A 22005-nucleotide genomic window follows, 5' to 3' on the forward strand; every position below is an offset into this window, starting at 1 on the left:
CCTACTACTTCTTGTTTACGCTGCATAACACCCATCAACAACCCCTCCTAAAATTGACATGTATATGTTAGAAAAACTTAGCATATCGCCAAATTATGGCGAATGCTTTTAGTTTTTCTTATACTTGTTTCTTTTTTTTCCTTTTGACCTTTACAAGTGATAGAAAAACTTAGCATATCGCCAAATTATGGCGAATGCTTTTAGTTTTTCTTATACTTGTTTCCTTTTTTTTCCTTTTGACCTTTACAAGTGATAGAAAAACTTAGCATATCGCCGGATTATGGCGAATGCTTTTAGTTCTTCTCATGCTTAAATCTGAAATTCGGTAAAAAAATAGACACACATCCGCAGACGTGTGTCTATAAATAAAAAAAGTCACGGAAATGATTGTTCGTGACCGTTCAAACATACTTATGTACTTTCCGTAGTATAGAAAATTCACTAATCAGTAAACATAAGGCTTCCAGAAGGTCACAGGCGTATGAAGTTTTTTGAGACGTACAATCATTACTTTTTTCATGGTCTGTGACCTCCTTTCTTCGTTTTATGCTTTCTTATTATATAATTGTGAATATTGTGTGTCAACCTGTTGTTTTATTTTTCTGATAGTTTGCCTCCTTTTTTAACGACACATAAGCAAGCCCTGGTTTAAAGGAGAACAGCTAAATTTCCCATGCATCCTGTGGCAACACCTACCTGCGCAGGCCACATGTTGTCGACTTCCTACACGTCTTTGCGTAAGGTTTTGTGTCATCTTATGGATTGGCTTAAGATAAGGTCATTCTTTTTATTTTATCCTTTCTAATCAACAAAAAAGGGCCGGGACAGAAGCACGGCGACCAAAGCAAAAACCGAACGATTTGGTATCGTTCGGTTTTTATATTGATTTCTATGCTTTTGTCACAGCCTCTTTTAAATTACTATTTGGAATTGACACCTAACTTAACCATATGAGACACCTTGTCCAAAGGGACTTCGGTTGCTTCTGCTATTTTCTCAGGGGTCACATGCGGATGTTTCAGGATGTACGTTTTCACCTTCTCGCTATCCGCTAAACAAGCAGGACATGTCATAAACGGTGATGGTGGCATCGGTTTTTGGCATAACCGGCACTTTCTTGTCATCTCTTCCATCATCTCACCCTTTCCTTAGGACCCATTATTTACTATACTCTTATTCGTATTCTTTTTGAAATAACAGGGGGTGCTTGAATCAAAATTTTGCATAATGTGAGGTAAAACGAAGTTTTAAAACTTTTTTCGCAATGACGTGGTGGTATTACAATTACTATTTAAATCACTGTAACATACACACTGGCGCAATAAAAGGATATGCGGGCAAGTTTTCTGAAAACAATACTTTTGTAGGATGTTTTTATTGAAATTCCACCCATCTACAGTTATTTTAATGTCAGAAAGGGTGACATTTATGCTGCTAGAAAACATGCTGGAATATAATCGAAAATTTGTAGAAGATGGCCAACCAATAAGGGAACCATCCCTTTATCCTAATAAGAATGCTGTAGTTTTGACCTGTATGGAACCACAGATCGAATCTCTTCTAAGGAATGCACTCGACCTGCAAGACGGAGATGTCGAAATGATCAAAAATGCTGGCGGTTTTGTTTCCGACCCTTATGACAGTGTGATGCGCAGCTTGCTTATAGCTGTATACGAGCGAAGGGCCGATGAAGTATTTGTCATCGGACATTATGGTTGCTGGATGAAGGATTTTGACGCGGAAGCCGCGATAGAGAGGATGAAGCTGCAGGGAGTGAGCGAGGAATCGATGGAGGGTTTCAATAATAACAAAGGCCTCGCTGAATGGCTCAATGGCAGTCAACAAGTAGAGGAAATGGTGAGAACTAGTGTCAGCACCATCGAAAATCACCCGCTTTTACCCGAAGATACACCGGTACATGGCTTAATAGTCGATCCTTCCACCGGAAAACTTGACGTCATTGTATATGGTTTTTAAGACTCTATCTCGTCGTAACGAAACTGCCGGCCACCCCGGCAGTTTTTCTTTTTCGTACATCCTCCCTGCCCTTCATTTCATTGTTCCGCCTTTGCTTATCTTGCCTGGCTACGAACGGCCCGATTAGCTCGACTTCCACCGTCTCTGTACGAGCTCCAGCAAGTTTTTCGCTTTTCTTCATAATTTTGTTGTTTATCCGCATACTAAAAGCAATTGTTTTGGTGGAGGAATCGTGATGAAAAAGCGTGGATCCCGGAGGGGCAAATCAAAGGAGCTGCTTCCTTCTTCTATTGAAAATTTAAAGACAAACTTGCAGGAAGCGATGCATAACAACCCGGACTTTCAAATGCAAGAGTTTGAAACCGGAAGCCAACGCATGCTCGTTTTTTATATCAGCATCATCGTCAAAAAACAGCAATTAAACAATCATATATTGACGCCTTTGCTTGAAGGAGATAAGCAATGGACTTCAGAAAAACTGAGCAATGCGCTTCCTTTGGGTAATAGTGTCGCACAAACAAAAATGGAGGAAATTGTAGATGCTCTTATCATGGGATCTGTCGGCATTTACATCGAAAATGAAACAGAACTGCTTACCTATCCTATCCCCGACCAGCAAAAACGCTCTGTTGACAAGTCTGATAAAGAATCTACCGTTCTCGGTCCGCAAGATTCCTTTACAGAATCATTGACCACCAACATCAACCTGATTCGCTGGCGGGTGAACACCGGGGATTTGGTAACCGAAAAAATGATCATCGGCGAACGAGTTCCTACCGAAATACGGCTAATGTATTTAAAATCATTAGCCAATAAAGAAGATGTGCAGACAATGCGACAGCGGTTGCAGGATCTTGTCGTGGATAGAATTGAAGACGCTACTCCGCTTACATATTATATCGAGGATTCATCCACTTCGATTTTTCCGCAAATTTATCAAACAGAATTGCCAAGCAGGTTCAGCTATTCACTGACAAAAGGCAGAGTCGGTGTGTTAGTCGACAAAAGCCCGACCGGGATCATGGCTCCGACTTCTTTATTCAGCTTTTTTGAGTCCACGGAAGATGTATATATGCGCTGGAATGTCGGTTCCTTTATCCGAATTCTTCGGTTTTTCGCCTTGATTATCTCGGCCTTATTGACGCCAGCTTACGTAGCGGCGATCACTTTTCATTATGAAGTGATTCCGACTCCGCTATTGACAACACTCGGATCTTCCAGGGCTGCTGTCCCTTTTCCACCCGTATTTGAAGCATTATTGTTGGAACTGTTGATTGAACTGCTGCGCGAGGCGGGGGCAAGGCTTCCGACAAAAGTGGGGCAAACCATCGGGATTGTCGGCGGTATTGTTATCGGACAGGCAGCTGTTGCGGCTGGATTGACCAGCAACATACTGATTATCGTAGTTGCCATAAGCGCACTCGCTTCTTTTACAGCGCCAAGTTACTTAATTGGTTCCACCATAAGAGTGATTCGCTTTCCTTTGATTTTGATGAGCGGTATTTTGGGATTGATCGGCATCATGGCAAGTATTTGTTTTTTAATTATCCACCTGCTAAAAATCACTTCCCTGGGCAGACCCTATTTGCTGCCGATGTACCCGTTTGTCGGCAAAGACTTTAGTAAAACATTTTACCGGCTACCTTACTATTTTAACTTTAAACGCAGCTACTCTTACAAACCCCAGGACATGATTCGCTTTCCTAAGAAAAAATCGAGAAAAATGAAGGACATTGATGAATAGGAGGGAGAAAGGTGAATCCGACAAATTTGACGATCAAACCGACAATGCGAATCAAAGCCTTTTACCTTTTCTTCATCATGACCAGTATTCAAACTGGTTCCGGAATCATGGGGGTGCCCCGTTATATTTACATGCAATCCAAACAAGATGCCTGGATTTCGGTACTCATTGCCGGAGTCCTGGTCCACATTGTACTGGCTGCGATGTTTGCCATTTTGAATCATTACGAAAACACCGATATATTGGGAGTGCAAACCGATTTATTCGGCAAATGGATTGGCAAACTGCTCGGTACCATTTACATTATCTACTTCTTTTTTGTATTGCTGAGCGTGACAATGGATTATATTCAAGTAGTTCAAACTTTTATTTTTTCAAGGTTGAGCGCCTGGGTGTTAGCTAGTGTTTTGGTATTGCTGATTGTCTATGCAGTCATGAGCGGTTTGCGGGTTGCGGTTGGCATCACCTTCATTTTCTTTTTTCTATCCTTATGGCTGCTCGTTTTTTTGTATAAATCGGTCACCTATATGGAAATAACCCATTTTCAACCGTTCCTCTCGGCATCCCCCTTGGAATTGCTGCAAGGTGCACGGCATACGTCTTATTCCTACCTTGGGATGGAAATCCTGTTTTTCATTTACCCGTTCATTTCCAATAAAGAAAAAGCAAAACTGGCAACACATTTAGGATTGGGAATGACCACCTTCTTAATTCTGCTAGTGACTGTCATCAGCATCGGTTACTTCAGTCCAGGGGAATTGCCGGAACAGATATGGCCGGTGCTCGTCTTGTTCAAAATTGTGGAGTACTCCGTCGTGGGCCGTTTCGATGTATTAGTCGTCACAGAATGGATGATGGTCATCCTTCCGAACATGATTTTGCTGGCCTGGATGATTTCCCATATCACCAAGAGGCTTTATCATGTTCAACAGCGAAAAGTTCTTATGGTGGTTGCTATTCTGTTGTTAATTGGCGCCGGCATTACCAAGCATGAATATTTTATCCTTCAGTTCATCAATGGTGTGGCTGCTTCCGGTTTCTGGATAGCCTTTGTCTATCCGATTATATTGTTGCCAATGGTCTGGCTAAAGGGGAAATGGAAGAAAAGCAAAAAGGCAGGTGCAAAAACGTGAAGCGGCTTATTCTTGTATCTATCTTCCTGTTACTTTCCGCCGGGTGTGCTCCCGCCTACCCGATTGAACGTCTCGGCATCATCAACACCATCGGGGTGGACTCCGACAATGAGGACAGCCAGGCATTGAACACCACGTACGTGTATTTTCAGTTCGATCCCAATGCGAAAAACATCAATGAAATTATCTCTTCCAAAGCGAAAACCTTAAAAGGGGCACATGAAAAAGCCAACGTCAAATCAAACTTCCAGCTCGTTCCAGGAAAACTCCGTGTCCTGATGATGGGCAGACCACTGGCAGAAAAAGGAGTGGCGAGTATCCTCGATACACTCGTACGTGATGCGAAAATTACCGATACGATGTTTTTGGCCGTTGCTGACCAGGCAGCAGGAGACGTATTGCATGAAGTGTTCCAACGGAGCACGACCAACGTCGGAAACCACTTATACCAATTGATCGATACAAATGTCGATCAGGAAATTTTGATCCGGACCACGTTAAGGGATTTCATGCATAAATACTACGACATCGGAAGCGATCCGGTTCTTCCGCTGATAAGTGTGGTCGAGCATATGCCCAGTATCGAACGAATGGCGCTGTTTCGTGATGAAACCTATGCCGGAGATATTTCCATCGAAGAAGGCTTTTTTATCAAGCTCCTTTCAGGTCGGTACCAATCCGGCCGCATTGAGCTTTCGTTGCCAATTGAAGAATTTGAAAACATCCGTCAAAAGGATACCGACCAACGGGAAGAGGAGTCCTTGTTTCTTTCCCTAAGTGAACTGCGGAGCCATAACTCCATCAAATTGGTCTCAAAAGAAGAGTTGCGCTTCCAATCCGATATTAAGGTACAAGCACGACTGCTCGAAATTTCCGAACAGCTGGAGTTGGATAAAGAAGAAGTCGTCAAAAAACTGGAAAAAGCGATTGAAAAAGATATGAATCGGCAAATCAACCAGTTACTCGATAAATTCCGGGAACTGAAGGTTGATCCTATTGGATTCGGCAGCATCTATAACGCAAAGCATCCGGTCACCCAGGAGGAATGGCGCAAGCTTTTACCGGAAATGAAATTGGACTTGAACCTCAACGTCAACATTATCCGACAAGGGATTATCGATTAAAAAGAGTCTGTGCCAAAAGCATCGTGACCAAAATGAAAACCGAACGATCCATCATTCGTTCGGTTTTTTTGATGAGCAAAAAGCTAAACGTTCTACCCTATAAAAGTGCAACTTTCCACTCCGGCGAGGTACTTCGCTTTCCGCGGACACGGCTTCAGCTAAATTGGCAAAGAATATCGCTTTGCCAAGTGGATCTTCAGCTCGCGCTCATTCCACTGGAGTCTATGTACCCTGCCTCCGTTGGATGGAGATACCTTCTTATGGTGTGTTTTCCGTTTTGCCTCATGTCCTTGCGGATAGAAAGCGAAGCCGCATGGAGACCAGGAGTACTTCTTTTCCTTATTATGCTTTTGTCCCGGTCTCTTTTCTTTTATTCATAATTAAAATTATCCGGATGTGCACCGAGCCGGTGGTCCTGATCCAACCCGTCTATCTTTTCCATTTCCGCGCCGGAAAGCTCAAAGTCAAAAATGGACGCGTTTTCCCGTTGCCTGCTTGCCCGGGTGGATTTCGGGATGATGATCGTTCCATTCTGATAATGCCAGCGAAGAACGACTTGGGCTGCTGTTTTGCCATACTTTTCGGCCAAGTCACAAAGCAGCGGTTCATCCAAGTAAGTTGCTTTTCCTATCGGCGACCAAGCTTCCACAGCAATTTCGTGATCCCGGCAAAACTTTCTTGTTTCAGTTTGGGCCAGCTTGGGATGATGTTCTATTTGATTGACCATCGGTCGGATTTCCGCATCTCGCATCAAATCATCCAAATGGTGTGGCAAGAAGTTGCTTACTCCTATGGCTCGTGCCTTTCCATCGCGATATATTTTTTCCAAAGCACGCCAAGTATCCTTGTATTTGTCAGGTACCGGCCAATGGATTAGATACAAATCGATATAATCCGTCCCGAGTTTGGTCAGGCTGCGGTTGAATGCCTCCAAGGCTTCCGTGAAGCCTTGCTCGTTGTTCCACACTTTCGTAGTAATAAAAATTTCGTCTCGTGGGATGCCGCTGTCTTTCACAGCACGTCCGACCCCTTCTTCATTTTGGTAAAAAGAAGCGGTGTCAATGTGGCGGTATCCGATTTCCAAGGCAGATTTAACTGATTCATATACCTGCTCCCCCTCTTCGACCTTATAGACACCAAGGCCGACCGAAGGAATTTCCACACCGTTCTTCAGCTTTGTCGTCGTTTCCAAACCCATTTGTTATCCCCTTCCTATATTGAATTGCTCTTCTGTCCTCATTCTAACGAAACAGGGAATGGAAGAAAAGAAGCACGAATCGGCTTCGTAGCCATGTCGATTCTATCCTTCATAAAAAAGCTTGCAAAAAACCTTTAGGTTCTCTGCAAGCCGCAATCCTGACGTGTTATCCGAATCATTCTTTCAGGCAATCAACCGTGATATTCCGTGCTTTCGTTAACTTCTTCCGCGACAAGTCCGGACAAAACATGGACCCTTAGAATGAAGCCTTCCAGCCTGCCGTTCCCGCTTGTCACTGCCAGCGGATACTTGGATTCAAGCGCCTTCGGAATAATGTCATTGACATACTCATCTTTGCCCACTGTCGTTACATCCTGATTGAGTACGTCTTCGAGGCTCTTCTTTTCCTTAATACCCTCGATGGCATCATCGATTGTAACGATCCCTTGCAGATTCCTGCTGCGGTCGACAACAAAAACGCTGGATATACCGTTTTCCTCCATTTCTTTGATGGCAACCTTCAATCCATCCTTCAAGGAGACAAGGGCGTTCGGTTTAATCATGACATTTTCAGCCTGAAGAATTTTCGATCGGTCGATATCTTTAATGAAATCAGAGATATAATCATTGGCCGGACTTTCCAGGATGGTTTCCGGGGTACCGATTTGCACTACTTTCCCATCTTTCATGACAGCAACCCGGTCACCGAGTTTAAATGCCTCATTGACATCGTGGGTGATGAAAATGATCGTCTTTTTGAGCCGTTCCTGGATATCCAGCAGTTCAAGCTGCATTTCCCTTCTGATCAGTGGATCTAGAGCACTGAATGGTTCATCCATCAACAATATATCAGGATCATTGGCCAACGCACGGGCCAAGCCAACACGCTGCTGCATGCCGCCGGAAAGCTCATCGGGATACTTATCTTCGTAACCTTTCAATCCGACTACTTCCAGGTTTTCTCTGGCGATTTGTCGTCGTTTTTCTTTTGACACATTTTTTATTTCCAAACCATACTCGATATTTTCCAGAACCGTTCGGTGGTCGAATAACCCGAAATGCTGAAAAACCATGGCGATTTTATCCTGACGGAATTTTTTCAATTGGGAGGAATTATATTCGACAATATTTTCTCCATCCACATAAATCGAACCATCTGTCGGTTTATTCAAGAGATTGAAGCAACGGATAAGCGTTGATTTGCCGCTTCCCGACAGCCCCATGATCACGAATATTTCCCCTTCCTCGATTTCCATCGATGCATCATAAACACCGACCGTATGCCCCGTCTCTTCCAATATTTCCGCTTTCGATTTACCGTTTTTCACCTGCGGAATCACCGATTTCGGTTTGGAACCAAAAATCTTGGAAACATGGTCGATTTTCACTTTACTGTTCGCCATTACTTTGCCCTCCTATGCTTCTGGAAACGATCTGCAACACCGCCAGTGACACGGTCGATAATAATTGCCAGGAACACGATACTGATACCGGCTTCAAATCCGAGCGCAATATCGATTCGATTGATCGAAATCAGGACTTGCTCTCCCAAACCTTGCGCACCAACCATCGAGGCGATAACGACCATGGCGAGCGCCATCATCGTCGTCTGATTGACCCCGGCCATGATTGTAGGCAGAGCTTGCGGCAGCTGTACTTTGGTCAGCATTTGCCATCTGGAAGATCCGAAAGATTGAGCCGATTCGACTACTTCCGGATCCACTCCTCGTATTGCCAGTTCCGTCAAACGGATGACCGGCGGCAGTGCGTAAATCAATGTGGCAAAAATAGCCGATACATTACCAAGTCCAAAGAAAAAGATGGCAGGGATCAGGTACACGAAACTCGGCATTGTCTGCATCGCGTCCAAGAATGGGCGCATTACCGTTGAAAACCCTTTGCTAAAGGCCATCCAGACCCCGAGAGGGATACCGATGACCAAACAGATGATAACGGCAGACAGTACAATCGAAATCGTCATCATCATTTCTTCCCATAACCCAAAAGTTCCGACTAAGAAAATAAAGAAAGCATACAACAAGCCGGACCAGAGGGATTTAAAATACCAGCCCAGTAAAAAGATGAGAACGAGGAACAACCACCATGGCAAAAAATCTAAAAACGCTTCAATACCATTGATGGTCCGGGAAGATATAAAAAAGATAAAATCAAACAAACCCGCCAGGGCATTGTCCAGAAAATCAACAAAATCAGAAACATAGTCACCTAAATGACTTTGAATAGCAGGAAAATCACTCATCGGCACAACTGCTGTTCAGCAGTTTTTTCACCTCACCTATTAGTTATTTTGCAAGTTTTACAGAATGCTTGTCTTTAAAACCGAAAGTAGCTGACCGATTCCGGCCAGCTAATGACATAAACCGGCTGCCGCTTTATGAAAGCAGCCAGTTTACACATGATCAGCAGCTACTTATAGTGCTTCTTTTACTTTCTCCGCTACATCTTCCGGCACCCATTCCGTCCAAAGATCTTCATGTTCATTCATCCACCACTCTGCAGCTTCATCTGCAGATGCATCGTTTTCATTCATGTAGGTCAATGCCTCCTCCGTCAAGGCACTGCTCGTTTCATAGTTGCTCAAAAACTCTACCACTTCCGGAGCCTGATCCGGAAGGTCTTTGTGCACACCAACCACTACATCATTTGGCGGAAATTCTGTTCCTCTGGTTTCATTCCAGGTTTCTTCGTCATAAGCCGGCTCTTCCAGCTTTGTAAGATCGTACATGGCCGTTACTGCTGTCGGAGACCAATAGTAACCAACCCAAGCTTCACCAGATTCATAAGCATCAGCCAGTGATGTAACGATGGCCGCGTCGGAACCTGGCATGAAATTGTTCATCGTTTCATCCAAACCATATGTTTCAAACTTCTGATCGATTTGTTCGGCTACTGCCCATCCGCTAGGTGCATTCAAAATCCTTCCTCTTCCCGGGTCTTCTGGATCTTCGAATACGTCCGGGTAGTTTTTAAGGTCTTCTACTGTTTTCAATTCTGGAGCCATTGGTTCAATGCCCCGTTCCTCGTCCCCTTCAATTACATAGGTAGGAACATACAGACCCTGCTGATTATCATCAAAATTGGTCGAAACTTTCTCTATGTCACCTGAATCGATTGCTTCTTCGTAGACCTCTTTCACATTATCCGTCCATATCTCCATGTAGGCATTAATATCGCCTTCACGCAGACCTTGAAGTGTAGCAGCTGTAGATCCTGGAGTCACCTCGGTGTCGTAACCATACCCATTTTCAATTATTTTTTGCGCTACACTATTATGGAACCGGATACTATCCCATCCGGCGTCGGCAAGAACGATCGTATCAACGCTTCCTTCTCCCCCGGAACCACCTTCCGAGCTGTTTGATCCGCCACAGGCAGCTAAAAACACTAGTAAACTCGTCATCAATAAAAACAATAATTTTTTCATCAGCTTTTCCCCTTTTGGTGATTTTTTCATGTCAAGACGCCATTGAAGCATGTTAATTTTATAGTTCGGTTTTCTTTGAACCAATGCATTTTCAACGAACAGTCCAATACGGCAGGCAAAAATCAACCCGCATATATAAAAGCTGGCACTCCGTTGAATGAATCGCGTTGCATTATTTCGCAATCTTCAGAAAATGTTAGTAGTGGAGGATGAGCATGCTTTCTTCCAGGAGATAATGAAGAAAATAATACATGGTGATGCTGGTGATACTGCACCTGTTTTCCAAATCATAAAATTAAAATGCCGGCAATGGACAACATCTTCCATTCTATCCGAAGCAAACCGGAAACCCAAACCGACTGGCATGTACTAACAAGCAAAGAATGTCGAAGGATGTCGGTTATAGGCAAATAGGCGGGGATTCTATCGTTTTTGTTAGATATGCTCGATTTTTCTGCGAATTCAGGGTAAAAAGACAAATCAAATCATTACTTTTTACCCTGCTTGTTTCTGCGCCAAACCTTTTTTATCTAGGCACTTTTCTCTCGAACAACAGGAAGGCTGTCAGTCGGAGCAATACCCTGTATGAGGCGAGAAGGCCAATCAAGCTGCCTGCAACACCCCAAGTGCCTGTCAGCAACAACCATACAGCCAACATTGCCATGATTGCCGCCGTTATATTCCCGGCAGGTCCGTTCAACGGTGTCCAACTGTTATAAATGGTCGAAGACTCCTTTTCCACTTCTTCAAAACAAACATAATGGTATGGGCGCACCCGCAGCCAATGGGAGGCTGTTACAAGCTGGTCTCTTTTTTCAATTGGTTTTCCGCAATACCGGCAGATAATCGGTTTCATGTTATTCCCCTCATTTTGTACAGTTTTCTTTATTATAACGAATGAAACGGAAGCTTGTCCTTCCGGCAGAAAATTTCAGTCTTCTCTTATTTCGGCTGCCAATCAGTTGCTTTTTGCAGGAAACCATGTTTAAATATTGTTCAGTCATCAAACTGTTCACCCATCGAACTATTTAAAAGGATGTGAAAACATGCAGGATAAAGAGCTCAATGATTTGATTGATATATACACGTCTGCGATGAATGAAGTCAATCGCAGGGTCAATATATTAATGAATGAGCAGGTACATCAAGAGTTGACCTCCGACCAGTTCGGCACGCTCCGGTTTGTCCATAAAAATCAACCATGCACCAGTTCTGACATCGCCGACGAATTCTCTATCGGGAAAAGCGCGGTGACCGCACAAGTCAATCGCCTGGTCGAACGCGGTTTCGTCAATCGTGAACGAGACGAAAATGATCGCAGGATTGTTTACTTAACGCTGACCGATTCCGGGGTGCATACCATGAATCAAGGCAGGGAGAAGCTGTATGAGGTTCTCGGTGAAATTCTTTCTGAATTTAAAACAGAAGAAATCGGACAGTTCATCCAGACGCTGGATAAGCTGGTCCACATTCTCAGAAAAAAATGACGCTTGATTTTGAACAAATAGACTTTATAAGTAAGGGGTTAGTGTAATGAGAAGAATTATTCAGCTCAGATGGGCAGTGTTCATTGTTTGGATTGCTGCAGCCATTTGTTTATTGGTGTTTTCCCCAAACTTGCAGGATTTAGTGCGGGACAAAGGACAAATCGGGGTTCCTGACGGTTACTCCTCTTCAAGAGCAGGCGAACTGCTGGAACAAATGTCTGATGACAAGGAGGAGGATACGGCGAGCGCTGTTCTTGTCTTTCATGAAGATGATGGAATCAGCGACAGCCAAAAGCAGGAGATTGCCCAAGGGATCGAGAATCTTCAGGACCGTGAGTCAGATTTGGGGATATCAGAAGTAATGTCGTTCGAGGAAAGCGAAGAAATTGAGGAACAAGTCGTTTCAGAAGATGGAACGACCATCATGGTGCCAATGAACGTATCGCTTGCCGACCGTGAAGTTCAGGAATCCCGGGATGCCATATACGAGGCAACCTCTTCCATCGAGATCGAACACTACCTGACTGGAGAGACCTACATTTCCGATGATATCATGGTCAATTCCCAAGAGGGCTTGAAAAAAACAGAATACATCACCGTAGCGATTATCCTGATCATCCTCTTTTTAGTTTTCCGGTCGGTTGTGGCGCCGTTCATCCCGCTGCTTACGGTCGGGATCAGTTATTTGGCGGCCCAGGGAATTGTGTCGATTCTGGCCGATACGGTTGATTTCCCGCTATCGAACTTCACCCAGATTTTCATGGTTGCCGTCATGTTCGGAATCGGAACAGATTACTGTATTTTGCTGATCAGCCGATTTAAAGAGGAACTAGCGCATCACGAAACGACCAAGGAAGCAGTAATGGCGACATATAAAGCCGCAGGGAAAACGATATTCTTCGCCGGGCTGGCTGTTTTGATCGGTTTTTCGACCATCGGCTTTTCGACCTTTTCCCTCTACCAATCTGCTGTAGCTGTTGCGGTGGGGGTCGCCGTCGTTTTGATTGCTTTGGCCACACTTGTACCGTTCTTCCTCGTCGTTCTAGGCAGGAAGTTGTTCTGGCCGTTTGATAAAAATGTTTCCCACAATGAAAGCAAACTGTGGGGGCGAGTCGGCACCTTTGCCTGGACAAGGCCGCTCATTTCTTTATTGATTGTTTTGGTCATCACCGTACCGAGTGTGATTGCATACAACGGGCAAAAATCCTATAACTCACTAGATGAGATAGGTAATGATTACGGATCTGTGCAGGCTTTTAACTGGATTGCAGATTCTGTAGGACCTGGCCAGGCAATGCCTGCCACCGTAGTATTGAAGACAGATAAGCAAATCGAATCACCGGAAGACTATCAGGATATCGAGCTGCTTTCCCAGCACATCGCGGCTCTTGACGGGGTCGATTCCGTTCGAAGTGCAACCCGCCCTGCCGGTGACGTAATCGAAGATTTCACAGTTGATAGTCAAACCGATCAGCTTAGTGAAGGAGTCGGCGAAAGTACGGATGGAATTGATGAGATTGAATCTGGTTTCTCCGATGCAGCCGATCAACTTAAGGATTCCCAGCCACAGTTGAAAGAGGCGGAATCCGGAGTAGATCAATTGATGAACGGTACCCAGGAAGCAAACAACGGGATTGGCGAAATGCAATCTGCATTGTCAGAAATCCAAGCCGGTATTGCCTCCGGGGCTCAAGGAGCCGGGGAAATTCAAAGCAACCTGGAAACAATCCAAACCAACCTCCAGCAAACTATCGATGGCAATCGGGAATTACTGAATGGCTATCAAGGGGTGGAACAAGGGTTGAGTTCGCTCGTCCAAGGATATCAATCGATGGAGCAAGTCCTTTCAGGGTCCTTGCAAAGCCTGAACAGTGCTGAACAAAACAACCCGGCCCTTGCACAGGATCCGGATTTTCAAACGGCGAAAGGCCAGCTGGCCGCAGTCGTACAAGGAACCGACGAGCAACCCGGTTTGGCCGGTTTAAATAACACGCTAGAAAGACAAGTCTTAACTGGTTTGCAAGAAGCAAATCAAGGATTCACCAGTACAATCGACGGGCAGGAACAATTGGCTGACGGTCTTTCACAGTTGAGCGATGCTGTAGGCGATCTTCAGTCCGGGCTGAATCAGGCCTCTGATGGACAACAGCAAGTCGTCAATAATATCCCAAGCCTGCAGGATGGGCTGACCGATATTTACGGCGGTCAAGAAGAACTGAAGGGGGCTTTCAGTGACATGCAGTCCCAGCTTTCCGAGCTGGCAGACGGGCTTCAAGAAGGATCGGATGGGTTGGTGCAAATTTCCGACGGCCTGAAAGAAGTACAAAGTTACCTGGACGAGTTTTCAACCGCCAAACAACAACCGACGGTCAACATACCAGAAGAAGCCATCGAAAACGAAGATTTCCAAGAAGGTATCGAACCATATTTGTCAGATGATAAAACCATTACGACTTTTGAAGTGGTATTGAGCAACAACCCATACTCGACAGAGTCGGTCGATTTTATCGGAGATTTGGAGGAAGCTGTGGATGAGGCGAAAGATGGAACGATTTTTGCAGATTTCGAAACTTCCATCGGTGGTGTAAGCAGTACAAACCATGACCTACAGGAAATTTCCGATCAGGACTATTCACGTACCGTCATCTTTATGCTGGCGGGGATTTTCATTATTTTGGTGATCCTGCTGCGTTCGCTTGTAATGCCGATTTATCTGATTGGATCGCTTGTTCTGACTTACTATACGTCGATGGGAATTGCCGAAATTATCTTCATCAACATTCTCGATTATGAAGGCATAAGCTGGGCAGTTCCGTTCTTTGCATTTGTCATCCTGATCGCTCTTGGAATAGACTACAGTATCTTCCTGATGGGTCGGTTTAACGAGAACAGCAGCATGACAATCAAGGATGCGCTGTTATCGGCCATGAAAAACATGGGCACAGTCATTATCTCGGCCGCAGTAATACTAGGAGGAACATTCAGCGCAATGATGCCGGCCGGTGTCTTATCCTTGTTGCAGATCGCTACAGTTGTGCTTACTGGATTGTTCTTATATGCAGTGATCATGCTGCCACTGTTCATACCGATCATGGTACGACTGTTCAAACAAGGTAACTGGTGGCCGTTCCATCGCAAACAAGAAGAATGAGGAGCGAAGCGGAAGCTCATCGTCACCCGCCCGTTCCAGTCTGGGCCGAGCGTCAAATTGGCATTTTTCTTCCATAACGAGGCTTTGCCGAGACCTCGAGGGAGGGGGTTGGAGTGGTGCTTGCCATAGAAAAGTACAGCATCCATTGATTCCGCCAATTTCAGGGTCAAACAAAACCGGAACAAAGACATAGTTGCCAAAGAAAAAACCGAACGATGATTCGAAACGCTGCGTATTCGAACTCGCTCGGTTTTTCTTTTTTTCGATTTTTATTCTCTGAAGCAAATATTATAGCTTCTCTTAGGATGATGGGGCAAACCATCCATTCCTGCAAGGCACGGAGACTCCAGCGAAAGCAGCGCGAGCTGAAGATCCAATTGGCAAAGAAATCTTCTTTGACAAAATAGCTGAAGCTGTACCCGTGGAAAGTGAAATGAGCTGCCGGAGTGGTTATGTGCACTATGTCATGTCCTATACCTTTATTTTTGGCTGCCGATGCGCCCTGCCTGTTTAATGGTCGAAATGACCTGCTGCTTCGCCTCGCGACTTTCATAATTTCGCATATGTTGGAGAATCGTCGCTTTTTCTTGCTTCAGTCGCTTCAGCTCCTCTACAAGCCGGTTGTCTGTCAATTCCTCTTCTTCGACCATGTGGGCATACCCCTGCTTTTGAAAAGAATTGGCATTCAGTATTTGATCTCCACGACTTGCATTCCGGGAAAGCGGTACGAGCAGCATCGGTTTTCGCAAAGCCAGGAACTCAAAGATTGCATTGGACCCGGCCCTGGACAAGACAAAGTCGGTTGCGGCAAACAAATCGCTCAGCTCTTCATTTACATATTCAAACTGGGTATATCCTCGTTTTTTGATGGATGGATCCACATTATTTTTCCCGCAAATATGAATGATTTGATAGTCCTCAAGCAGCTCATCCAGGCTACCACGGACTGATTCATTGATTTTGGCAGAGCCGCCGCTTCCCCCCATGATCAGCAACACCGGTTTACTGTTATCCAAATCGGCGATAGCCAATCCTTTTTCCCTGTTGCCTTCGAATAATTCATCGCGTACAACTGCCCCGATCCATTCCGCTTTGGTTTCCGGCAAGTATTGAATCGTTTCCGGAAAAGTGGTCAACACTTTTTTGGCAAAAGGAATGGCCAGCTTATTGGCAAGCCCGGGCGTATAGTCTGATTCATGAATCACTGCAGGGGTTTTTCGAAGCCAGGCCGCTGCAAGCACCGGTACGGAGACAAATCCGCCTTTTGAGAAAATGACCGACGGTTTACGCTTCCCGATAATCCGGTAAGATTGCAGCACCCCTTTCAACACCTTGAAGGGATCCTTAAAGTTTTCCTTCGAAAAATAACGTCGCAGCTTGCCTGTAGAGATTTCATGATACTCTACATTATCGAGACGGCCGATCAGCTCTTTTTCAATACCGTTTTTCGACCCGATATAATCTATTTTCCATCCCTCTTTTTGAAAATGGGGAATGACCGCAAGATTGACGATTACATGGCCGGCAGTCCCCCCGCCAGTAAATAATATCCGTTTGTCACTCATATGTTAATTCCTCTCTCTTTCTGTGGTAGTAGTGTTATCCATAAGAAACCTAAGTATAATAATGAACAGGAATGTGCTATAATCCTCTCTATCCTAATCGAAATCTATGTAAAAAGGAAGAGCAGTATGTACCGGTCGAATTCATTAAAACAAAAACTCAAATTATTCCTCGTAATTCTTATTCCCATTTTAATAACCCAGTTAAGCTTATATGCCATGAATTTTTTTGACACCGTGATGTCGGGAAGATTCGGTACCCATGATTTGGCCGGAGTCGCGATCGGCTCTAACCTGTGGGTCCCAGTATTCACCGGAATCAACGGAATATTGCTTGCATTATCTCCAATCGTATCTCAATTAGTCGGAGGCGGGAAAGAGAAGGAAGTTCCGGAAGTCGTCCGGCAGGGCATGTATTTATCGGTCGGTTTGGCAACAGTAGTCACCATCATCGGCTTCTTTGTTGTCGATCCAATTCTCAACCGGATGGATTTGGAGTCAGAAGTCGCCCATGTGGCCAAGTATTATTTAGCCGCGCTGGCAACAGGTATCATTCCCTTGTTTTTGTTCAATTTGCTTCGTTGTTTCATCGATGCATTAGGTCAGACGCGAACCTCGATGATGGTTATATTGATATCGCTCCCGCTCAACATTCTATTTAATTATATGTTCATTTTCGGGCGGTTGGGCATGCCGGCATTAGGCGGGATTGGCGCCGGGATAGCCTCGTCGTTGACTTACTGGATATCCTGCGCAGTAGCGGTCTTGGTTATCTATCGATACAAGCCCTTCCGTTTTTATATGATTTTCAGGCATTGGCGCAGACCTTCCCTGCACGCTTGGTGGGAACAGCTGCGCATCGGCATCCCGATAGGATTTGCCATCTTTTTTGAAACCAGCATTTTTGCAGCAGTGACCCTTCTGATGAGTGTATATAGTACGGAAACAATTGCCGCCCATCAGGCAGCGATCAACTTTGCATCCTATCTATATATGATTCCCCTTAGTATTGCGATGGCCTTAACGATTGCCGTCGGGTTTGAAGTAGGCGGCAGAAGGGTGCATGATGCGAAAGTATACTCCTACATCGGTCTGTGCTGCGGGATTGCGATTTCTTTTTTCGCTGGATTGATTTTATATACCCTCGATGACGCCGTTGCCCGATTGTATAACGATAACCCGGCTGTCATCAACCTGACGAAGCAGTTCATATTTTACGCGATTTTCTTTCAGTTTGCCGACGCTGTCGGGGCACCGTTGCAAGGTGCGTTGCGCGGCTATAAAGATGTCAACATCACACTGATCATGGCATTGATTTCTTACTGGCTCATCGGTCTACCCAGCGGCTGGGTTCTGGCCAATTTCACCGAATTCGGTCCGTTCGGCTACTGGATGGGCATTATTATCGGCTTAAGCGCTGGGGCCATTACCTTATACGGAAGGCTTGTTTTCCTGCAACGGAAGCTCGCTGGTCAACTTGCTAAAGAATGATAAAAGCCTATACGCCCTTTTAAAAGAATACCAGACTTCCCATCAAAAAGAGCGGGGAACAAAAACAACCACCATAGCAAAAAACCGAGCGAATTCTAAATGCCACCAATCAAATTCGTTCGGTTTTTTGCTTTTTGTCCTGTTGTTTAATGCGTGTTTCGTATCGCTATGGAAAGCGAAGTACCTTGCCGGAATGGATAGCCGCACTTTTCAGATGAGAAGGGTAGACAAATCCAAACAGAAAGATGTTCTGTTTTCATTTTGGTCATGAGGATTTTGTCCGAAGCTCTTCTCGTTTGCTGTCCACTCCTGAGGAATCAGCCGTTTTTTAAGTTCCATACAATCAATCGCTCATTCGTCATTTCTTCTATCGAATACTTCGGCCCTTCTTTTCCTGAGCCACTGTCTTTGACGCCACCATATGGCATCAGGTCTACACGGTACTGGGAAGAGTCATTAATCATCAGCCCGCCGACCTCTACTTTTCTGGCAGCATAGAATGCTGTATCGAGATTTTGCGTAAAGATGCCGCCCTGCAAGCCATAAGGCGATTCATTCACTTCGTCGATACAGTCATCGAGATTATTGTAACTGATTAAACTGATTACCGGAGCAAAGATTTCTTCACACACGACTTTCATGTCTTTTTTCACGCTATTGACGACGGTCGGTTGATAAACTGGTCCGTTTCGTTCCCCGCCGATTAACAGTTCGGCTCCGTTGTCGACAGCTTCTTTCACCCACTGTTCCGCACGTTCTGCTTCCGATTCAGCGATCATCGGACCGACATCGGTATCAGGGTCGTTCGGATCTCCGACTTTCAGTGATTTGACAGCTTCTATCAGCCTTTTTTGGAAAGTGTCTTTGATTTCTTCATGAACATACACTCGTTGCACTGAAATACAAACCTGTCCGGCAAAGGCGAAACCTTTTTGCGCAATGTTGTTCGCAGCCTGTTCGACATCTGCATCCTTGTCGACAATGACCGGAGAATTATTGCCCAGTTCCAGGATGAGTTTATTCAACCCGGTTGTCTGTTTCAGTTTTAATCCGACTTTGGCACTTCCGGTAAACGTGTAAAGCTGGATACGACTGTCCTCCATCATTTGCTGGCCGACGACCGAACCGGAACCGACAATGACATTGAACAGACCGGCTGGAAGCCCTGCCTGCACGAACAGCTCAGCAAGCTTTAAAGAAGTGATCGGCGTCGCGCTTGCCGGCTTTAAAACGACCGCATTGCCTGCCGCGATTGCAGGAGCCACTTTATGCGAAACTAAATTCAACGGGAAATTAAACGGACTGATGGCCCCGACCACTCCGACTGGAACACGGATGGTGAATGCCATCCGGTTTTCCGAACCGGGGGCAGCTTCCACCGGCACCCCTTCGCCGCTGATCCGTTTGGCTTCTTCTGCCGCAACCTCAAAGGTTTGCGAGCTGCGATCGATTTCTGTCAGGGCCTGTTTTAGCGGTTTTCCCGCTTCTCTCGTAATCGTTTGAGCTAATTCCTCTTTATTATCTGCAAGTAATTCACTGACTTTTTTCAATATCTCATACCGTTGATATGGGGATAACGGATGGTTGTGAAAGGCAGACTCAGCACTGGAAATGGCTTGGTCGACCTGTTCCTCTCCCGCTTTGTATACGGTGGCGTACGTTTTCTGGGAATATTTATCGAGTACATCCAGTGTTTCATCAGTCTCCACCCATTGACCGTTGATAAACAATTTATATTGCTCAGACATAAACAACGTCCTTTCTTTGTCGTGATATTACTTTTCATTCCACCTTCATTGTAATATAAACGTTGCCAATCATTAATTTTCCTGTTTGAGAACTGTCCAGTATACAACTAATCCGTTTGGCACTCTTAATCAAAAAAGAATTATACACCGAATGAATAATTTCTCACATCAAAAAAAGACTGCCGGGAAATCCCGGCAGCCATGGGTATCTCACGAATACCCTTTTTCGAATTATAAAAACAATCCTGCCATTGTGGCTGACAAAATCGAGCCCAATGTCGCCCCTAGTAACAGCTTCAGGCCGAATTTTGAAACGGCCACGGCTTTTTTCGAATCAATCGCCTGTACAGTACCTGCAATGATACCGATGGAAGAGAAATTTGCGAAGCTGGTCAAGAAGACCGTGACGATACCGACTGTTTTCTCAGACAGTGAATCGACTGCCGGTTGTAATTCCAGCATTGCGACAAATTCATTGGTGACGATTTTCGTACCCATGATACCGCCAGCTTGAATCAACTCTCCCGGTGCGATACCCATCAAGAATCCGATTGGAGCTAAAATGTAGCCAAGAATCTGCTGGAGGGTCACACCTGCGAAAATCGCCTGGATAATCCAGTTGACCAGTTCAAGTGAAGCAATGAAAGCAATCAGCATGGCGGCGACAATCAAGGCGATTCTTCCGCCGTCCAGCGCTCCGTTACCCATCGCTTCAAAAATACTTTTGGAATCTGACACTTCCTTGATGTCGACTTTGTCGTCCTTTTTATCGACTTTTACCGGAGAAATCATGGATGCGATGATCAAGGAACTGAACATGTTCAGCGGCAGTGCAACCAACACGTATTGTGCGGGAAGCATTTGAATATAAGCCCCGACAATGGACGCGGAAACAGAACCCATTGCGGAAGCACTGACAATATAAAGACGATTGTCGCTAAGGTGATGAAACTGCGATTTAATCGCAATCAGCGCCTCCGACTGACCGAAAAAGATGCTATTGACAGCATTGAACGATTCCACCTTGGGAAGTCCTGTAATGTATGATAGGAATCCGCCGAAATATTTGATGATTGTCGGCAAAATCTTCAGATGCGTGAGCACGGCCAAAATAGTGGAAAAGAAGACGATCAATAACAGAACGTTGAAGAAGAACACGCTGCCTCCTTCTTCGACCATTAAACCGCCTACGACAAAGTTGATCCCTTCCATCCCGAAATCGATCAACTTATTGAAACCATCAGAAATACCAGTGATCACCCATTCACCAATTTTGGTCTTAAACATGAACCAAGTGGTAATCACCTGTGCGATCAGCATAATTGCTATCCCTTTATAATTAATGTTGCTGCGGTCATTGGACAATAAAAATGAAATCCCGAGGATGATAACAATTGCCAGCAAACCAAGAAGAATATCCACGGCATGAGCCTCCCTTAAAGTCATTAGCGGAATACAGGCCACCCCTTCTCAGGCAGCTGCTATTACCGCTTTATCGCTACAGACATGAAAGCCGTTGCATTCTTGGAAATACGGTGATATTCGGCTCTCCGCCTGGGATACGAAGCAGGCTTCTGGCCTCACAAATGCACCATGTTTTTCCAGTCATGCACCTAAAATGAAAATGCTTTCAGTCCTTGTTTTCCAATTATGGATTTTAACAGCTTGTCAGACGTCTTGCAAGTGTAAATTTCGACATTTTTCTCTCATGCCCTATATATTAGTTTATTCCTTCCCCAAATAATCATCCAATAACCGGACAAAATCTTTTAGTCTGTTACAGCGTCTGGGGTCAGTCCCTCTTTTTACGAGGGACTGACCCACTAGCGTTGCATTAATGGGTTATCTTTACTTTAATGAAAGAATATGTAATCTGTTTACAAAAATAAAAATTGCTCCTATTGTAGAAGAAGACCTAACTAGTTCCCAAATCTTCTACAAAGGA

Annotated in this window: 17 protein-coding genes; 7 read left to right on the forward strand and 10 right to left on the reverse strand. The window is 44.9% G+C overall.

Going from position 1 to position 22005, the window contains the following annotated elements:
- Positions 1-920 precede the first annotated feature (920 nt).
- Positions 921-1136 (reverse strand): hypothetical protein, encoded by a 216-nt coding sequence (locus ABVF09_RS18370; protein ID WP_237648573.1) that lies wholly within the window; start codon positions 1134-1136, stop codon positions 921-923.
- 292 nt (positions 1137-1428) lie between these two features.
- Here ABVF09_RS18370 and ABVF09_RS18375 point away from each other — a divergent pair, with 292 nt between their 5' ends.
- Positions 1429-1977, forward strand: coding sequence for a beta-class carbonic anhydrase (locus ABVF09_RS18375; protein ID WP_371069812.1), 549 nt, complete (start codon positions 1429-1431; stop codon positions 1975-1977).
- 4 nt (positions 1978-1981) lie between these two features.
- Here the strand turns inward: ABVF09_RS18375 and ABVF09_RS18380 are convergent, their stop codons facing one another.
- Positions 1982-2158 (reverse strand): hypothetical protein, encoded by a 177-nt coding sequence (locus ABVF09_RS18380; protein ID WP_153461594.1) that lies wholly within the window; start codon positions 2156-2158, stop codon positions 1982-1984.
- Positions 2159-2212: 54 nt separating this feature from the next.
- Here ABVF09_RS18380 and ABVF09_RS18385 point away from each other — a divergent pair, with 54 nt between their 5' ends.
- Genes ABVF09_RS18385 through ABVF09_RS18395 form a run of 3 tightly spaced genes read left to right on the forward strand, consistent with a single transcriptional unit; the run spans position 2213 to position 5978 of the window.
- Positions 2213-3721: a spore germination protein gene (locus ABVF09_RS18385; RefSeq protein ID WP_371069813.1), complete on the forward strand. Its 1509-nt coding sequence runs from the start codon at positions 2213-2215 to the stop codon at positions 3719-3721.
- Between the two features lie 11 nt (positions 3722-3732).
- On the forward strand, positions 3733-4854 hold the full coding sequence (locus ABVF09_RS18390) for a GerAB/ArcD/ProY family transporter (protein WP_371069814.1): 1122 nt from the start codon (positions 3733-3735) through the stop codon (positions 4852-4854).
- Positions 4818-5978, forward strand: a complete 1161-nt coding sequence (locus ABVF09_RS18395) for a Ger(x)C family spore germination protein (RefSeq protein WP_371069815.1) — start codon at positions 4818-4820, stop codon at positions 5976-5978. The genes ABVF09_RS18390 and ABVF09_RS18395 overlap by 37 nt, the downstream gene beginning before the upstream one ends.
- Before the next feature lie 370 nt (positions 5979-6348).
- Here ABVF09_RS18395 and ABVF09_RS18400 read toward each other — a convergent pair whose 3' ends face one another.
- The 5 genes from ABVF09_RS18400 to ABVF09_RS18420 all read right to left on the reverse strand — a co-directional run bounded on the left by ABVF09_RS18400 (position 6349) and on the right by ABVF09_RS18420 (position 11477).
- Positions 6349-7176, reverse strand: a complete 828-nt coding sequence (locus tag ABVF09_RS18400) for an aldo/keto reductase (protein ID WP_026571859.1) — start codon at positions 7174-7176, stop codon at positions 6349-6351.
- A 191-nt stretch (positions 7177-7367) separates the two neighbouring features.
- Complete coding sequence (locus ABVF09_RS18405) at positions 7368-8579, reverse strand: quaternary amine ABC transporter ATP-binding protein (protein ID WP_026772432.1); 1212 nt, start codon at positions 8577-8579, stop codon at positions 7368-7370.
- Complete coding sequence (locus tag ABVF09_RS18410; RefSeq protein ID WP_026571857.1) at positions 8579-9436, reverse strand: ABC transporter permease; 858 nt, start codon at positions 9434-9436, stop codon at positions 8579-8581. The genes ABVF09_RS18405 and ABVF09_RS18410 overlap by 1 nt, the downstream gene beginning before the upstream one ends.
- A gap of 171 nt (positions 9437-9607) precedes the next feature.
- Positions 9608-10621 (reverse strand): ABC transporter substrate-binding protein, encoded by a 1014-nt coding sequence (locus tag ABVF09_RS18415; protein WP_371069816.1) that lies wholly within the window; start codon positions 10619-10621, stop codon positions 9608-9610.
- 526 nt (positions 10622-11147) lie between these two features.
- Positions 11148-11477, reverse strand: coding sequence for a hypothetical protein (locus tag ABVF09_RS18420; protein WP_371069817.1), 330 nt, complete (start codon positions 11475-11477; stop codon positions 11148-11150).
- Positions 11478-11667: 190 nt separating this feature from the next.
- On the opposite strand from ABVF09_RS18420, the gene ABVF09_RS18425 reads away from it, so the two are divergent.
- Entirely contained in the window at positions 11668-12108 is a 441-nt protein-coding gene (locus ABVF09_RS18425; RefSeq protein WP_026571853.1) for a MarR family winged helix-turn-helix transcriptional regulator, read from the forward strand.
- 46 nt (positions 12109-12154) lie between these two features.
- Entirely contained in the window at positions 12155-15259 is a 3105-nt protein-coding gene (locus ABVF09_RS18430; RefSeq protein ID WP_371069818.1) for an MMPL family transporter, read from the forward strand.
- Positions 15260-15738: 479 nt separating this feature from the next.
- On the opposite strand, the gene ABVF09_RS18435 is transcribed toward ABVF09_RS18430, so the two are convergent.
- On the reverse strand, positions 15739-16824 hold the full coding sequence (locus tag ABVF09_RS18435) for an undecaprenyldiphospho-muramoylpentapeptide beta-N-acetylglucosaminyltransferase (protein ID WP_371069819.1): 1086 nt from the start codon (positions 16822-16824) through the stop codon (positions 15739-15741).
- Between ABVF09_RS18435 and ABVF09_RS18440 the strand changes: the two genes are divergently transcribed.
- Positions 16825-18312: an MATE family efflux transporter gene (locus tag ABVF09_RS18440; protein WP_371069820.1), complete on the forward strand. Its 1488-nt coding sequence runs from the start codon at positions 16825-16827 to the stop codon at positions 18310-18312.
- Between the two features lie 317 nt (positions 18313-18629).
- Here ABVF09_RS18440 and ABVF09_RS18445 read toward each other — a convergent pair whose 3' ends face one another.
- Both ABVF09_RS18445 and ABVF09_RS18450 read right to left on the reverse strand, forming a co-directional pair.
- Positions 18630-20060 carry an aldehyde dehydrogenase family protein gene (locus tag ABVF09_RS18445; protein ID WP_371069821.1) on the reverse strand — a complete coding sequence of 477 codons (1431 nt, stop codon included), beginning with the start codon at positions 20058-20060 and terminating at the stop codon, positions 18630-18632.
- A gap of 231 nt (positions 20061-20291) precedes the next feature.
- Entirely contained in the window at positions 20292-21482 is a 1191-nt protein-coding gene (locus ABVF09_RS18450; protein WP_026571848.1) for a NupC/NupG family nucleoside CNT transporter, read from the reverse strand.
- Positions 21483-22005 lie beyond the last annotated feature (523 nt).

Source organism: Sediminibacillus sp. JSM 1682029 (assembly GCF_041366435.1).
Lineage (GTDB): Bacteria > Bacillota > Bacilli > Bacillales > Amphibacillaceae > Sediminibacillus > Sediminibacillus terrae.

Coding starts and splice junctions, on each gene's coding strand:
- ABVF09_RS18445 (WP_371069821.1), bottom strand. CDS start 20,060: ATGTCTGAGCAATATAAATTGTTTATCAACGGTCAATGGGTGGAGACT.
- ABVF09_RS18430 (WP_371069818.1), top strand. CDS start 12,155: ATGAGAAGAATTATTCAGCTCAGATGGGCAGTGTTCATTGTTTGGATT.
- ABVF09_RS18370 (WP_237648573.1), bottom strand. CDS start 1,136: ATGATGGAAGAGATGACAAGAAAGTGCCGGTTATGCCAAAAACCGATG.
- ABVF09_RS18400 (WP_026571859.1), bottom strand. CDS start 7,176: ATGGGTTTGGAAACGACGACAAAGCTGAAGAACGGTGTGGAAATTCCT.
- ABVF09_RS18415 (WP_371069816.1), bottom strand. CDS start 10,621: ATGAAAAAATTATTGTTTTTATTGATGACGAGTTTACTAGTGTTTTTA.
- ABVF09_RS18420 (WP_371069817.1), bottom strand. CDS start 11,477: ATGAAACCGATTATCTGCCGGTATTGCGGAAAACCAATTGAAAAAAGA.
- ABVF09_RS18440 (WP_371069820.1), top strand. CDS start 16,825: ATGTTAATTCCTCTCTCTTTCTGTGGTAGTAGTGTTATCCATAAGAAA.
- ABVF09_RS18385 (WP_371069813.1), top strand. CDS start 2,213: ATGAAAAAGCGTGGATCCCGGAGGGGCAAATCAAAGGAGCTGCTTCCT.
- ABVF09_RS18375 (WP_371069812.1), top strand. CDS start 1,429: ATGCTGCTAGAAAACATGCTGGAATATAATCGAAAATTTGTAGAAGAT.
- ABVF09_RS18395 (WP_371069815.1), top strand. CDS start 4,818: ATGGAAGAAAAGCAAAAAGGCAGGTGCAAAAACGTGAAGCGGCTTATT.
- ABVF09_RS18425 (WP_026571853.1), top strand. CDS start 11,668: ATGCAGGATAAAGAGCTCAATGATTTGATTGATATATACACGTCTGCG.
- ABVF09_RS18405 (WP_026772432.1), bottom strand. CDS start 8,579: ATGGCGAACAGTAAAGTGAAAATCGACCATGTTTCCAAGATTTTTGGT.
- ABVF09_RS18410 (WP_026571857.1), bottom strand. CDS start 9,436: ATGAGTGATTTTCCTGCTATTCAAAGTCATTTAGGTGACTATGTTTCT.
- ABVF09_RS18435 (WP_371069819.1), bottom strand. CDS start 16,824: ATGAGTGACAAACGGATATTATTTACTGGCGGGGGGACTGCCGGCCAT.
- ABVF09_RS18380 (WP_153461594.1), bottom strand. CDS start 2,158: ATGAAGAAAAGCGAAAAACTTGCTGGAGCTCGTACAGAGACGGTGGAA.